We start from the raw sequence: 13794 nt of genomic DNA on the forward strand, positions 1-13794 counted from the left end.
GCGCACGCCGCCGGGTTGCTTGCCTCTTGCGATTGTCCGTAGAAGGCCCCTGACTTTGCAGCGCTTGCCGGGGCGATTGCGATCGTCCCCTACTGGCCGGGCCATTGGACAATCGGGCTTCCCTCGAAAATCGGCGAATAGTCTTCTGTTCTCCCACGGCCATGCCGTGGGAACAGCTCGACGAAGCCTTCACCTCAGCACCGCGCGCACGCAAATGAACGCGGGTGCCGGAAAGCGGCTGCAGATCTTCATCCGGCCCGTCGCCCCTCCTCCTATGGGACTGTCTTGTCCGCTGCCGGCGAGTGCAGGCTGCGCTCCAGCAGTGTCAGGTCGTCGCGCAAGAGTTGGAGTATGGCAGCCGGCCCAGCTCGTTCGAGCTTGCGGCTCGATGGGAGTTCCACGGAACCCAATGCCATGTCGGCAATCTGGCGGGCCACTTCGTCCATGGAAACCGGCCCGGTCGGATTGAACCACCACGCGGTCCAGTTGCACATGCCGATGATCGAGAATGCGGCGACCTTGGCATCCATGACGCGGAACTTCCCCTGGTCAATACCGGATTCGATGGCCTGCCGGAACTGAGCGAGCACGGCGCGCCGCGACTGCTCGGCCAGTTTGCGCTGCTCCGGCGGCAGGTTGTTCTCATTGCGCTCCACTACCCTGAACTGCAACGGGTGGGACAGGATCAGCATCGCGTGACGCATCACCAGGTGGCGCAGGATGCCGGAAGGCGTGCGCATCTCTTCGGGGATTGCCTCGGTAGCCAGTTCGGCGGCGGTGCGCGTCACCGCGGTGGTCAGTTCCTCAAGAATCGCTTCCTTGCTCTTGAAGTAGTAGTACAGGGCCGGGCGGCTCAATCCCACGGCGTCGGCGATGTCGTTCAGTCCGGTGCCGTCGAAACCGCGCTCGATGAACAGGCGGGTCGCCACTTCCAGGATCGAATCCCGCAGCGCATCGCTCTTCGTCTGTGTCTTTGCCATGGGCTGTCATTCGGATTTTCGACGCAGGCGTCGAGAGGCTCATCACCATAAACAAAAAGTCGACAGAACGCCAGCTTTGCCAGGCGCCCTGGTAACTCCGCTGTTGCTGATATGTGATCAATACGTAACGTCACGCAGCCTGCGACACATCCGCAAAAAAATTTACGCATACGTCAAAAAATAAACTATTCTGTAAAAAACGGAGTGAGTGACGATGACAATCAAGACGCCCCCCAGCGCTTCGCCCGCGCCTTCAGGTCCTGTTGCGGGCTTTCTCAACACGGACTGGAATCCGCGTGACGTGCCTCCCGGCACCGTGACGCGTAACGTAGTGCTGCGCACGGAGGATGGTGCGGTCACGAGTGGATCGCTTTATGCCGCCGGCCAGCCGGATACCGTGGTTTGCATCATGCATCCACGCGAGTTCATGGCTTGCCACTACCTGATTCCCGACATCATCGAAGCAGGTTATGCGGCGTGGTCGCAGTCCCCGCGTTCCGTCGGCAACGATCAGCGCCTGGAGCATGAATTTGCCCTGTACGACGTGGCGGCCGGTGTGCGCTATCTGCGCGAGGCGGGCTTTCGCCGCATCGTGCTGCTGGGCAATTCCGGAGGCAGCGGCTTGTATGCCCTGTACGTCCAGCAATCGAATGCCGCGTCCGAAGCGCGCATCGGCCGGACGCCCGGCGGCCGTGCCACCAATCTTGCGTCGGCGCTGCTGCCGGCGGTGGACGGCGTCGTGTTTGTCGCGCCGCATCCCGGCCAAGGCGTGCTGTTGCAGGGCTGCATCGATCCTGCGGTGGCCGACGAGCGCGACCCGCTGTCGGTCGACGCGACGCTCGATGCATTCTCCGCAGCCAATGGCTTCGCGCCGGCCCCCGAACCATCCAGTTATCGCGCTGACTTCGTCGTGCGCTATCGCGCCGCGCAGATGGCACGGGTGCAGCGCCTTGACGAACTGGCCAGGACGATGATTGCCGAGCGCATGGACGCCCGTGCCGAAGTGAAGCGCAATCCCGGTACTGTCAGCGATGCCATCCGCCGGCGCGCTGCCCATACCCAGCTCTTCACCGTCTGGCGCACCGATGCCGACTTGCGCTGCTTCGATCTGTCGCTCGATCCGTCCGACCGCAAGTACGGATCGCTCTGGGGGGCTGATCCATTCGCCTCCAACTACGGCTCGGTTGGCTTTGCGCGCACCTGTTCGCCCGAGAGTTGGCTGTCGACATGGTCAGGGCTGTCGTCGAATGCCGCGCTGTCCCGGACGGCCCCGGCCATCAGCCAGCCCACCTTGCTGATTGAGTACACGGGTGACCAGGCCTGCTTCCCAACGGTCATCGCCGACGTCTTCCACGGCATTGGCAGTGTCGAAAAGCAATACCACCGTGTTCGTGGTGACCACCATGGTCGCGCGCTGGCCAAGGGCGAAGAGCCCGGCCGCTACGAGGCCGGACGCCTGCTTCAGGCGTGGCTGCGTGAAACCTTCCCGCAATAACGCATCCGACAAGGACTTTTCCGGAGACGCAACGATGTATGCAAGTTCCACCCCGCCTGACGCCGCCCCCCTGCGCTTGCATGGTGTCGACCATACGGCCCGGCCGACCTGGCGGTTGAAGGACACCGTCACGTTCTATCGCGACATCCTTGGCCTGCCGCTCATCCACACCATCTCGGCGCGCGGCTGGGGCACCGCGACGCACCCCGATTTCCTGCACTTCTTCTTCGACAGCGGCAACGGCAGCACCATCGCTTTTTTCTACTACCTTGGCAGTGTCGAGCCGGAGGTTCTCGCCGGCCGCGACAGCCGCCCACCGCTCCCGGACGACCACGTCTTCGATGCCACCCACACGGCGTGGCTGGTCGATACGCAGGAAGAACTGCAGGCATGGAAGGCTCGCCTGGAAGCGCGCGGCGTGGTGGTGTCCACGGAAACCGCGCACGAGGTGATCGAATCGATCTACTTCCGGGACCCGAATGGCTACTTCATCGAGATCACGCGCAAGCTGCGGCCGCTCGAAGCGCTGGACGCACGGGACGCCGATGCGACGCTGTCCGCAGCGATCGAACTGGAGGACGAGGCGTGGGCCAGACAGGCACGCGTGACCTCGATCGACGATATCTGGCTGCGCAAGGCCGAGATCCTGGGCCGCCGCCTGAACCTGGACCGGGAGTGTCACGCATGAGCAAGTCCTCCCTGCGCATCTTCGTGCTGAACGTGCCCGAATTCGCCTCGCTGACGGAAGCCGCGCGCCGCATGCCGGACTGCCACGTCAGCGACCTCGGAGACTATACCGTGATTGCCACGCGCGGGCCTGTCGAGTTCGGGCGTCGCGCACTGGGACTGAAGCCAGCTGTCTGGTACGGCCTCTTCACTGGCGGCCTGGACGGCAGGATCGAGTCGTTCGGTCGCGACACGGTGCGCATCGTGCCGCGTGGTCAAGAGACAGCCTGATAGGCAGGATACAAAGCAGGAGACAACCATGAGCGGAATTCAGTTTCCGATCGAAGGCGTGGTGTATTGCCCGCCTGCGGACGCGGCCAGGTACATCGAGACCGGCGCGTGGGTGGGCGACACGCTCGGCGGCGCGCTGCGCAAGACCGCGCGGCGTCACCCGGACCGCTTCGCCTTGATCAGCGACGAGCGCTCGATCACTTTCGCCGAACTCGACGAACGCAGCGAACGCCTTGGCGCGGCACTGCACCGGCTTGGCCTGATGCCAGGGGACCGCGCGATCTTCCAGATGGGGACTACGATCGATACGGCCGTTGCGCTGATGGGCTGCTACAAGGCCGGCGTGATTCCCGTGTGCGCGGTGCCCCAGTACCGCGAGGTCGAGATTGACCAGTTGTCCGCGCAGTCAGAGCCGCGCGCCTACTTCGTGCAGGCCGATTTCAGCGCCTTCGACCTCGCTGGGTTTGCGCGCGGCATGGCGCAGCGCCACCCCTCGCTGCGGCACCTGATCGTGGCGCGCGGCGACCCCATGCGGGGACGCGGCTCGGCAGACGAGCACAGCCTGGATGCGCTGATCGAATGCATCCCCTACGAAACAGCGGTGGACGTGCTGGCCGGGGTGCGGATCGGAAGCCAGGACGTCCTCAGCTTCCAGTTGTCCGGCGGCACCACCGGTGTGCCGAAAATCATTCCACGCTTCCATGCCGAGTACATCGGCCATGCGCTGGCCTGTATGCGCCAGCTCGGCCAGACCGAGCACAGCCGCCTGATCTGGTCGTTGCCGCTGCTGCATAACGCCGGCCAGCTATACGTGCTGGCGCCTGTCGTGGCCGGTGGCATGACGTCGGTGCTGATGCCGCGTGTGGACATTGCTCGCATGCTGGAACTGATCGAGCTGCATCGCGTCACGCACGGCATGTCCATCGGGCCGGTCGCGCCGCAGATGATTGCCTACCAGGAGATGGCGCGGCACGATCTTTCATCGCTCGAGCTGTTCGGCACGATGACGCGTGCCGACGCACTCGAAGCGCATCTCGGAGTGCCTTGCTTCAACCTGTTCGGCACGACCGAAGGCCTGCTGCTGGGCGCCGGCGCACGCTTCCCGGCGGCGGTCCGCCACGGCACGCAAGGCTTCTCCGGCTGCCCGGATGACGAGATCCGCCTGCTTGTGCCGGGAACGGATGAGCCAGCGCCCCAGGGAACGCCCGGCGAACTGTGCTTCCGCGGGCCGTCAAGCCTGCGCGGCTACTACAAGGCGCCGGAGGCGACAGCGCAAACGCTGACGCGTGACGGCTTCGTGCGCTCTGGCGACCTCATGACCGAGCATGTCATCGACGGCTACCGCTGCTTTGCCTTCGAAGGTCGCCTGCGCGACAACGTGAACCGCGGCGGCGAAAAGATCGGGTCGGAAGAGGTGGAAGCGTATGTCAGCCGGCATCCGGCGGTGGCGGACGCCAAGCTCGTGGCGATGCCGGATCCGCTCTACGGCGAGAAGGGGTGCATCTACCTGATCCTGCGCGCCGGACACGCGTCGCCGGATGTGGCCGGGCTTGCGGCGTTCCTGGTCGAGCAGGGACTCGCCAAATTCAAATGTCCCGAGCGTATCGAGGTCGTCGAGGAGTTTCCGGTGACTCGCGTCGGGAAAGTCGACAAGGGCGCGCTGCGGGCAATGGTGGCACGCCGGCTCGGGGACGAGGCGAGTGCCCGGGGCACGGACGAGCGAGGGAGGGTCTCGGCATGATCTGCCTCACGCCGATCTGCGTGCGCCGCGGGACGCGCGAAGCGATCAACGTGCCCGCCGCGCTGTGCAACGCATTGGAACAGTATCGGCGCGCTTGCGAGGCGCACCGACTCGCCAACCCATCCTACCAAGGCCAACCAGCATGAACAGTTGTACCTACCGTATCGGGCAGATCGTGCCCAGTTCCAACACGACGATGGAAACCGAGATCCCGGCGATGCTGCGTGCGCGGGAGCGGATCCTGCCGGAGCGATTCACCTTCCACTCAAGCCGCATGCGCATGCATCGCGTGGTGCGAGAGGAACTGGAAGCCATGAACCATGAGGGCCTGCGTTGTGCCGCCGAACTGGCGGACGCGCGCGTCGACGTGATGAGCACGGCCTGCCTGGTCGCCATCATGGCGATGGGCCCGGGCTACCACCGGCAGGTGGAGCAAGACCTCTTGCGCGTGGCGCGCGAGAACCATTGCGACGCGCCGGTGATGACATCGGCGGGCGCGCTGGTCGCGGGCCTAAAGTCGATGGGCGCGCGCCGGATCGCGCTGATGGCACCGTACATGAAGCCGCTGACCGATGCGGTGGTCAAGTACATCGAGCATGAAGGGATTGAAGTGTTGGACGCGCTGTCGTTCGAAATCCCTGACAACCTGGAGGTCGGGCGTCGCGATCCCCTGCAGTTGCTGCAGGACGTCAAGCGCCTGAATACCGCCAACGCCGACGTCGTGGTGCTGTCGGCCTGCGTGCAGATGCCGTCGCTGCCGGCGATCCAGGCAGCGCAGGACGCCATCGGCCTGCCGGTTGCATCGACCGCCGTCTGCACGGTCCGCCAGATGCTGGAACACCTTGGCCTGGGACCCGTCGTCCCCAACGCCGGCGCGTTCCTTGCGTCGGCCAGCAAGTAAGAGGATCACCATGAATGTCGTCGTAATCGGAGGCGGGCCGGCCGGCCTGTACTTTTCGCTGCTGCTCAAGCAGCGGCATCCTGAGGATCATGTCGTCGTGCACGAGCGCAATGAGGCGGGTGCCACGTACGGCTGGGGCGTGGTGTTTTCGGACATCGCGCTGTCCTTCCTGGAGGAAGCGGACCAAGCCTTCTTCCGGAAGTTCACCGCGCACCACCAGCGTTGCGACTATATGGAGGTCACCCACAAGGGGGTGCGCGTGCCGCTGCATAACAACCACTTCTCGCGCACCTCGCGCATCGACCTCCTGCGCGTGCTGCAGGAGGCCTGCGCCGAGGCCGGCGTCGAAATTCGATACGGCAGCCGCGTGAGCGACCCCGCCGAATTGCCGGACGCCGACATCATCGTGGCGGCCGACGGCGTCAACAGCGAGGTACGGACGCGGCTGGCGGCGCATTTCGGGCCGAGCTTCGACGTGCGGCGCAACAAGTTCGCCTGGTACGGTACCCATCAACTGTTCCACCCGGTCTCGCTGATCTTCCGGGAGACGGAGTATGGGGTGTTCATCGCGCACGCGTACCAGTACAGCGATGCGCTGTCGACCTTCCTGGTGGAGGTGGATCCGGACACCTGGCATCGCGCGGGTCTCGACACCGCTACCGAAGAGGAGAGTCGCGCGTTCTGCGAGCAGGTGTTCGCGGCAGACCTGGGTGGCCACTCCCTGCTGGGGAATCGGTCGAACTGGTTCCAGGCGAGCGTGGTGCGCAACGAGCACTGGTCGCACGGCAAGGTGGTTCTGCTGGGTGATGCGCTGCGCAGCGTGCATTTCTCGCTGGGCTCCGGCACCCGTATGGCGATGCAGGATGCGATTGCGCTCTGCGATGCCGTCTGTGCTCATCGCGACGACGTACCGGCGGCATTCCAGGCGTTCGAGAGCAGCCGGCGCGATGCATCGGTCAAGTTCCAGGACGCTGCCCGCCGCAGCCTCGACTGGTATGAATCGGTAGACAGCAAGATCCATCTCGATCCGGTCGCGTTCGCCTACGACTACATGCTGCGCACTGGCAGGGTCACACATGAAGACCTGCGCCAGCGAGACCCGGAATTTATCGCCCGCGTGGAAGCGGGTGGCTATCACCAGCCCAACGCTGCTCCCGCCGCGGCATAGCCGTCGGCAAATAGCGCAACCCTCAGATCATTACCGCCCAAGCCGCAGCATAGCGGCTGTGCGGTGACCATTCCAGGAGACAACATGACTTCCCCATCAGCCCCCCGCGGTGCGGTGGCCGGCAACCCTGCGCGCGCCGCCGTCAACGTACGCGAGTTTATCGACGCGGCACGCCTGTCCGGCCTTCAATTACGCATCATCGCACTGTGCTTTGTGATCGTCGCACTGGACGGCTTCGATATTGCCATCATTGGCTTCCTTGCCCCGCATATCCGCAGCGAATGGTCGCTGTCGATGGTGGCGCTGGGGCCACTGTTCTCCGCCGGGCTGCTAGGGCTGATGACCGGCGCCTTTCTTTGCGGTCCTCTTGCCGATCGCATCGGCCGGCGTCGTGTGCTGGTCCTGTCGGTGGCGTGGTTCGGCGCCGCATGCGCGGCTTCTGCCGCGGCACCTGGCATCGGCTGGCTGATCGCGTTGCGGTTTCTGACCGGGCTTGGGTTGGGCGGCGCCATGCCCAATGCCATCACGCTAACCGCCGAGTTCAGCCCGTCGCGTCGCCGTGGCATGCTGCTGACGGTGATGTTCTGCGGATTCTCCCTCGGCTCCGCGCTTGGGGGCGTGGTGACGGCATACCTGATCGAACATGTCGGCTGGCGCGGCGTGCTGGCACTGGGCGGTGCACTACCGTTGGTGCTGGTGCCGGTACTGGCGGTGGCGCTGCCCGAATCGGTGCGCTATCTCGCCACGCGCGAAGGCATGCAGGCGCGGATCGCCGCCATCCTGTCGCGCATCGATGCCGGCAGGGTTCCCGCCGACGCAAGGTACGTCACCGACGAGCCGGACGGCCCCAGCTCCCCGGTCAGCCAGCTCTTTGCGTCGCGTTACCGGAAGGGGACCCTGTGGCTCTGGCTGGCGTTCTTCTGCAGCCTGCTGTTGCTATATCTCCTGATCAACTGGCTGCCGATCCTGGTCCAGCGCACTGGGCTTTCGCTGAAGGAGGCTTCGATGCTCGCCGGGCTGCTGCAAGGGGGCGGCGTGGCGGGTGCCGTCGTGCTGGGCGTACTGCTGGACAGGTTCAACGCCTACTCCGTGGTTGCCGGCGCCTACACGCTGGGAGCGATCGCCGTGGCCTGCCTGGCCTCCGTGAGCGCGCCGATGGCGATGGCGGCAGCCATCTTCGTCACCGGCTTTTGCGTCAGCGGATCACAGGTCTGCGCCAATGTGCTGGCCTCGGCGTTCTATCCGACTTCAAGCCGCGCCACGGGCGTGGCATGGGCACTAGGCATCGGACGGGTGGGCGCCATCGCTGGATCGCTCGGCGGCGCATGGCTGTTGTCGGCGGGTTGGAGCAATGCGGCGCTTTATCTCCTCCTGGCAATTCCGGCTGTGGTGGCGGCATTCGGTATCTACCGGACCGGACGCGTCCAGTTTGCGCAAAATGCCCCGCGCCCTGAAATCCGTACGGACCTCATCCAGGTCGAAGCCGCAACCCAACTCCGCAAATAAGGCGATGGACAAGAACATGAACATGACGTTTCCTGAGTTCTGCCCAGGCTGGCTGGTCCGGCTCGTACACTACTTGCTCCTGGCGTTCGCGCCTGCCATGGCGAGTGCCGCTGCTACCCTGGACGTGGCGGCAGCCTCGCCCGCGTCCGGCTTCCGCACCAACCTGGTCTTGCTCGGCACCGCTGGAGGCCGCACCTCCTACGGAGGAACAAGCCTGGCGGGCATTTCCTCGGCGCTTGTCGTGGACGGGGACGTGTATCTGGTTGACTTCGGCGAAGGCTGGCTGCGGCGCTACCTTCAGGCGGGGCTTGGGAAGATGCCTGCCAAGCCTGGGCTGGCCTCGCTGCGCGCGGCATTTATCACGCACCTGCACGCGGATCATGTCGTCGACTATCCGGCGCTGTTCCTTTTCGGCACCACGGATGGACTGGCGGCGCGCAAGACGCCGGTGCGGGTGTTCGGACCCGGGTCGCGGGGCTCGCTGGTGCCAGTGGCGGGCGCCGACCGGAGGAATGTCCCGGTGATCCACCCGGCGGAGCCCACGCCCGGAACGGTGGCCATGACCGAGTCCATCTACAAGGCTTTCGCCAACGATATCAACGACAACATTCGCGATAGCCAGAAGCCGGATCCCCATACCCTCGTCGCCGTGGAAGACATCAAGGTACCCAATGGCGTGGTAGTGGATGCCAACCGCGATGGCGCACCGGACATGCAGCCTTTTCCTGTCTACCAGGACGACAAGGTGAAAGTCACTGCGATTCTGGTCAGCCACGCGCCGGTGTATCCGTCGTTCGCGTTCCGCTTCGATACGGCAGACGGTTCGGTGGTGTTCTCGGGCGATACCAGTCCGAGCCGGAACCTCATACACCTGGCCAAGGGGGCAGATGTGCTGGTGCATGAGGTGATCGATACGCACTGGATCGACGAATTCTTGCCCAAGCCACGCAATACGGCGCAGGAAGCCAAGGCGCGCCACCTGCTCGAAGCCCACACCGCTGTTGAGGCGGTGGGTGCAGTCGCGCAGGCCAGCGGGGTCAAGACCCTCGTCTTGTCACACCTGGCGCCGGCCGATACCAGCGAAAGCCGGTGGCGCCGCGCGCAGGAAGGGTATTCGGGCCGGGTCGTGGTCGGCAAGGATCTCATGTGGCTGGGCATAGGCTCGCCCGTCTCTGCAGGCAAGGAGCGCTAGAGGATTGCCGCGCAAGCCGCCTCCCAGCGAATCAGATCGCCAATGGGCTCGGGCGTCGACGAATCAGCCTTGACGGGTACGGAGCAGGCCTGCTGTCGTCGGCGCGCGACGCTTCGCGAAAACAGCGCAGCGTAAGACTGCGCGACAGCGGCCCTTGTCAGCCGCAATCCAGGAAGAATGAGGAGAGAACATGAAACGGAGCCTAGCCATCGCCGGCGCGCTGCTGGCGACCGGCGCGCCAGCGCACGCCCAGCCGTCTGTCACGCTTTACGGCGTAGCCGATGCGGGAATCGAGTACCTGAACCACGTGCCGGATGCGGCGAAGCAGGGCGCAAGTCTGGTTCGCATGACATCGGGCAATATTGCCGGCAGCCGCTGGGGCCTGCGCGGCGTGGAAGATCTTGGAGGCGGGTTGAAGGGCGTATTTCTGCTCGAAGGTGGCATGGTGCTCGATTCTGGCGTGGCGGCCCGGGGTGGGCGGCTCTTTGGCAGGCGTGCCTATGTCGGGCTCGATACGCCGTATGGGCAGGTCACGATGGGGCGACACCACAACCTGACGTTCGACCTGATCATCCCTTTCGATCCGATGCTGTTTGCCCCGAAGTACTCGTCGTATTCGCACGATTCCTGGCTCGCAGGGCGAGTGGACAACGCAGTGAAGTACACGGGTAACTTTGGTGCGCTGACGGCTTCTGCCTTGTACAGCTTTGGTATTGACGCGACCGTTGCGAACGGATCAGAGGTGCCCGGTAACAGTCGCGTCGGCCGCGACGTGAGTGCCGGCTTCTCCTACGGGTCCGGCGCGCTCCGCTTCGGTGCGGTCTATGATCAGTTGAACGGCAATTCGGTGGCAACGGCCGGCAAGACCGAGCGTCGCTATGTCGCGGCGGTGGCCGGGAATATCGGAGCTGTGACAATCGACTTGGGCTACCGTCGGCTTGTCAGCCAAATCCTTGCCTCCATGACCCGCACCGATCTGTTCTGGCTTGGCGCGAACTGGAACGTGGGCGGAGGAGCGACGCTGACGGGGGCGGTGTACAAGACAAACGACCGCACTTCGGCGAAGGATCCCATGTCCATCGTGCTGTCTGCGGACTACCGCTTTTCGAAGCGAACCGATGTCTATCTGACGGCATCGTACACCCTGAACAAGGGCGGCTCCGCGCTGAGTGCGAATGGGTATGACGGCTCCGTGGTCGCGGGCGCAAATCAGGTGGGCGCCGTAATTGGTTTGCGGCATGCCTTCTGACTGTATTGGGCGTCGGCTAGCGCAATGCGGAGGTATCGGGCAAAGATTCTTCGTGCCCAGGTAAGTCAAATGTCGAAGTAGAGATGGAACTCCCACGGGTGCGGCCGCAACTTCAAGGTATCAATCTCGCGCGTGCGCTTGTAGTCGATCCAGGTCCTGATCAGGTCGTCGGTGAAAACATCTCCCTTTCGCAGGAACGCTGAGTCGGATTCCAGTGCGGAAAGCGACTCTTCAAGGGAACGTCAGTGATGTACGACGATCTTTTGGGGGATCTCAGCGATTGCCTGGATCGAATTGTTGGCGGGGACATCAACCGTGAGCGAGAGGTGGCTGACCTGATCGAGCGCTGTATGCGAGCCATCGAGGCGGAAGTGGGAATGGTCGGCCCGCGGGAGCAACAGGAGCTCGCCAGGGCCCGCGTAGCCTGTGATGACGGCTATCTCCGACTCGCGCTTTCATCCGCCAGGAAGGCGTTGGCGGCAAGCGAGCGGCAGAAGGAAGTGCACGGATTGGGTGACGGCATCTGGGATTTTCCCGCGCAAACGATGCGTTTGCGCAGCGTATGCGTGGGGGGATGGCTGCCTCAAGCGCTATTCCACGATTGCCGGATGCACCGCCGGCGGACCACCAAGCACCTCCCGGTATGACGGCGGCTGCACGCCTTCCGCATCGACAATCCCGTAATCCAGCGCCGCTTCCGCCGCAATCAGCACCTGGCCCGATTTCTCCATCCGCCCGGGATCGCGATACAGCGCATGAATGACCTTCCCGGTAAACTCCGGCGTCTCCGCCAGGGGCGCAAACGATGCGTACTTGTCGGGATGCTGTTCCCACACGCGCTGCGTGCGCGCGGTACGCAACGGCCCCATCCACACCGAGACCGCCGCCACGCCATGCGGCCTCAGGTCCACCGCCATGTCGTGCGCGAACTTGTCGATGCCGGCCTTCTGCGCGCCATAAGCCGGCCCGTGCATATAGCAATTGGCGCCGAAGGAAGACGTAAACACAATCAGCCCCTGCCCGCGCGCCGCCATCATCGGCGCCGCATGCCAGCTGGCCACGTAGCCGGAGCGCAGGCCAACGTCAAGAATCCGGGCCATCTCCAGCGGCTTCTGCCAGAAGGGCCCCGGCATGATGAGCTCATCGTGCAGGAAGGTGGCGTTGTTGACCAGGATGTCGATCCGCCCCGATTCCTCGCGCACCTGCGCGAACAGCCGCGCCACGTGCGCGTCGTCGCGATGGTCGCACGCGACCGCGATGCCGCGCCCGCCCAGTGCATCGATCGCGCGCGCCGTGGCGTGGATGGTGCCGGGAAGCGGCGCGCTGCCTTCCTGCTCGGTGCGCCCCGTCACGTACACCGTGGCGCCGGCGGCGCCAAGCGCCAGCGCGATGCCCTTGCCGGCGCCGCGAGAGCCGCCCGTAACGACCGCGACGATGGCCTGTTCCGACTGCTTCATGTCTGTCTCCTGTATCAGTGAAATGCGGGCGCCGTTCGCGCGGCCCGCGCTCGTCGCAGCTTGGGGCGGGCGTCGCCCCGGTACATCCTTCGTTCGGACTAAGCGGCACGCCACGCGGCCCCTCCTACGGCCGTCGGCAGCCTGAAACCGGCCCCGGATCGGCTAGTCCCACTGGACGATGTGCCGGGTGGCAGCGCACGGAAGAATAGGTCTCATCAGCCAGCAGTGGCAACGAACAGAGGAGACCGGCATGTTGGATATCCGTGCGCTTGGCTACATCGTGGTCGAGTCCACCGACCTGGAGCAATGGCGGCACTATGCCGGGCAGGTGCTGGGCATGGCCTGTTCCGGCGCCCCGGGCGGCGCGCTCTACGTGAAGATGGATGAGCGCGACTACCGCTACCTGGTGGTGCCGGGCGCGCGCGACCGCTACCTCGCATCGGGATGGGAGCTGGCCGACGAACTGGCCTATCGTCACGCGCTCGACACGCTGCGGCAGGCCAATGTCGAAGTCGCGCACGCCAGCGCCGCGGAACTGGCGCAACGCCGCGTGCAGGCCATGGCGTGGTTCACCGATCCGTCGGGCAACCGCCACGAGATTTCATGGGGCATGCGCTCGGACTTCCTGCGCTTTGTCTCGCCGGTCGGCGTGCCGCGCTTCATCACCGACCCGATGGGCGCCGGCCATACCGTGCTGCCCGCACCGGCCTTCGACCAGACCTACGCCTTCCTGCGCGACGTGATGGGCTTCGGCCTGTCCGACATCTTCCGCGTGCGCTTCACCAGGGATCCCGACGAGCCGGAGAAGCGCATCCACTTCCTGCACTGCGCCAACGGCCGCCACCACAGCCTGGCGATCTTCGAGATGCCGTCCGAAGCCGGCTGCATTCACGTGATGGCCGAAGTGCCAGACATGGCCGAGGTGGGGCGCGCGCTCGACCGCGTGCAGCAGCATGGCGTGAAGCTGTCGGCCACGCTGGGCCAGCACTGCAACGACCGCATGACTTCCTTCTACATGAAGACCCCCGGCGGCTTCGACCTCGAGTACGGGCACGGCGGCCTGGTGGTGGACTGGGGCCACCACGCCGCCTACGAAGCCACGCGCGTCAGCTTGTGGGGACACGACTTCAGCATCGGATACCGCTAAT

At 64.8% G+C, this 13794-nt stretch carries 13 protein-coding genes and 1 pseudogene; 11 read left to right on the forward strand and 3 right to left on the reverse strand.

Annotated elements, in window-relative coordinates; genetic code table 11:
• Positions 1-272: 272 nt before the first annotated feature.
• Positions 273-980 carry a TetR/AcrR family transcriptional regulator gene (locus J8I82_RS16675; protein WP_209759394.1) on the reverse strand — a complete coding sequence of 236 codons (708 nt, stop codon included), beginning with the start codon at positions 978-980 and terminating at the stop codon, positions 273-275.
• 214 nt (positions 981-1194) lie between these two features.
• Here J8I82_RS16675 and J8I82_RS16680 point away from each other — a divergent pair, with 214 nt between their 5' ends.
• From J8I82_RS16680 to J8I82_RS16715, 9 genes are all read left to right on the forward strand, one after another.
• Complete coding sequence (locus tag J8I82_RS16680; protein ID WP_209759396.1) at positions 1195-2475, forward strand: alpha/beta fold hydrolase; 1281 nt, start codon at positions 1195-1197, stop codon at positions 2473-2475.
• 34 nt (positions 2476-2509) lie between these two features.
• Positions 2510-3163 (forward strand): VOC family protein, encoded by a 654-nt coding sequence (locus J8I82_RS16685; protein WP_336620902.1) that lies wholly within the window; start codon positions 2510-2512, stop codon positions 3161-3163.
• The gene (locus J8I82_RS39360) at positions 3160-3432 is read left to right on the forward strand and encodes a hypothetical protein (RefSeq protein ID WP_336620903.1); all 273 of its coding nucleotides are present in this window, start codon (positions 3160-3162) and stop codon (positions 3430-3432) included. The genes J8I82_RS16685 and J8I82_RS39360 overlap by 4 nt, the downstream gene beginning before the upstream one ends.
• Before the next feature lie 28 nt (positions 3433-3460).
• Positions 3461-5173: an AMP-binding protein gene (locus J8I82_RS16690; protein ID WP_209759398.1), complete on the forward strand. Its 1713-nt coding sequence runs from the start codon at positions 3461-3463 to the stop codon at positions 5171-5173.
• 142 nt (positions 5174-5315) lie between these two features.
• Positions 5316-6074, forward strand: a complete 759-nt coding sequence (locus tag J8I82_RS16695) for a maleate cis-trans isomerase family protein (protein ID WP_209759400.1) — start codon at positions 5316-5318, stop codon at positions 6072-6074.
• Between the two features lie 10 nt (positions 6075-6084).
• Positions 6085-7242, forward strand: coding sequence for an FAD-dependent monooxygenase (locus tag J8I82_RS16700; protein ID WP_209759402.1), 1158 nt, complete (start codon positions 6085-6087; stop codon positions 7240-7242).
• Positions 7243-7326: 84 nt separating this feature from the next.
• Positions 7327-8748, forward strand: coding sequence for an MFS transporter (locus tag J8I82_RS16705; protein WP_209759404.1), 1422 nt, complete (start codon positions 7327-7329; stop codon positions 8746-8748).
• A gap of 4 nt (positions 8749-8752) precedes the next feature.
• Positions 8753-9940, forward strand: a complete 1188-nt coding sequence (locus J8I82_RS16710; protein ID WP_245179830.1) for an MBL fold metallo-hydrolase — start codon at positions 8753-8755, stop codon at positions 9938-9940.
• A 190-nt stretch (positions 9941-10130) separates the two neighbouring features.
• The gene (locus tag J8I82_RS16715; RefSeq protein WP_209759406.1) at positions 10131-11189 is read left to right on the forward strand and encodes a porin; all 1059 of its coding nucleotides are present in this window, start codon (positions 10131-10133) and stop codon (positions 11187-11189) included.
• 65 nt (positions 11190-11254) lie between these two features.
• Here the strand turns inward: J8I82_RS16715 and J8I82_RS16720 are convergent.
• Positions 11255-11428 (reverse strand): annotated as a pseudogene (locus tag J8I82_RS16720) (type I glutamate--ammonia ligase); the annotation flags it as partial.
• Between the two features lie 9 nt (positions 11429-11437).
• Between J8I82_RS16720 and J8I82_RS16725 the strand changes: the two are divergent.
• Positions 11438-11836: a hypothetical protein gene (locus J8I82_RS16725; RefSeq protein ID WP_209759408.1), complete on the forward strand. Its 399-nt coding sequence runs from the start codon at positions 11438-11440 to the stop codon at positions 11834-11836.
• On the opposite strand, the gene J8I82_RS16730 is transcribed toward J8I82_RS16725, so the two are convergent.
• Complete coding sequence (locus tag J8I82_RS16730; RefSeq protein ID WP_209759410.1) at positions 11780-12646, reverse strand: SDR family NAD(P)-dependent oxidoreductase; 867 nt, start codon at positions 12644-12646, stop codon at positions 11780-11782. The two genes, J8I82_RS16725 and J8I82_RS16730, sit on opposite strands and share 57 nt — an antisense overlap.
• Before the next feature lie 250 nt (positions 12647-12896).
• Here J8I82_RS16730 and J8I82_RS16735 point away from each other — a divergent pair, with 250 nt between their 5' ends.
• Entirely contained in the window at positions 12897-13793 is an 897-nt protein-coding gene (locus J8I82_RS16735; protein WP_209759412.1) for a VOC family protein, read from the forward strand.
• Position 13794 lies beyond the last annotated feature (1 nt).

This window comes from Cupriavidus consociatus (assembly GCF_017814975.1).
Lineage (GTDB): Bacteria > Pseudomonadota > Gammaproteobacteria > Burkholderiales > Burkholderiaceae > Cupriavidus > Cupriavidus consociatus.

Coding starts and splice junctions, on each gene's coding strand:
- J8I82_RS16675 (WP_209759394.1), bottom strand. CDS start 980: ATGGCAAAGACACAGACGAAGAGCGATGCGCTGCGGGATTCGATCCTG.
- J8I82_RS16680 (WP_209759396.1), top strand. CDS start 1,195: ATGACAATCAAGACGCCCCCCAGCGCTTCGCCCGCGCCTTCAGGTCCT.
- J8I82_RS16685 (WP_336620902.1), top strand. CDS start 2,510: ATGTATGCAAGTTCCACCCCGCCTGACGCCGCCCCCCTGCGCTTGCAT.
- J8I82_RS39360 (WP_336620903.1), top strand. CDS start 3,160: ATGAGCAAGTCCTCCCTGCGCATCTTCGTGCTGAACGTGCCCGAATTC.
- J8I82_RS16690 (WP_209759398.1), top strand. CDS start 3,461: ATGAGCGGAATTCAGTTTCCGATCGAAGGCGTGGTGTATTGCCCGCCT.
- J8I82_RS16695 (WP_209759400.1), top strand. CDS start 5,316: ATGAACAGTTGTACCTACCGTATCGGGCAGATCGTGCCCAGTTCCAAC.
- J8I82_RS16700 (WP_209759402.1), top strand. CDS start 6,085: ATGAATGTCGTCGTAATCGGAGGCGGGCCGGCCGGCCTGTACTTTTCG.
- J8I82_RS16705 (WP_209759404.1), top strand. CDS start 7,327: ATGACTTCCCCATCAGCCCCCCGCGGTGCGGTGGCCGGCAACCCTGCG.
- J8I82_RS16710 (WP_245179830.1), top strand. CDS start 8,753: ATGGACAAGAACATGAACATGACGTTTCCTGAGTTCTGCCCAGGCTGG.
- J8I82_RS16715 (WP_209759406.1), top strand. CDS start 10,131: ATGAAACGGAGCCTAGCCATCGCCGGCGCGCTGCTGGCGACCGGCGCG.
- J8I82_RS16725 (WP_209759408.1), top strand. CDS start 11,438: ATGTACGACGATCTTTTGGGGGATCTCAGCGATTGCCTGGATCGAATT.
- J8I82_RS16730 (WP_209759410.1), bottom strand. CDS start 12,646: ATGAAGCAGTCGGAACAGGCCATCGTCGCGGTCGTTACGGGCGGCTCT.
- J8I82_RS16735 (WP_209759412.1), top strand. CDS start 12,897: ATGTTGGATATCCGTGCGCTTGGCTACATCGTGGTCGAGTCCACCGAC.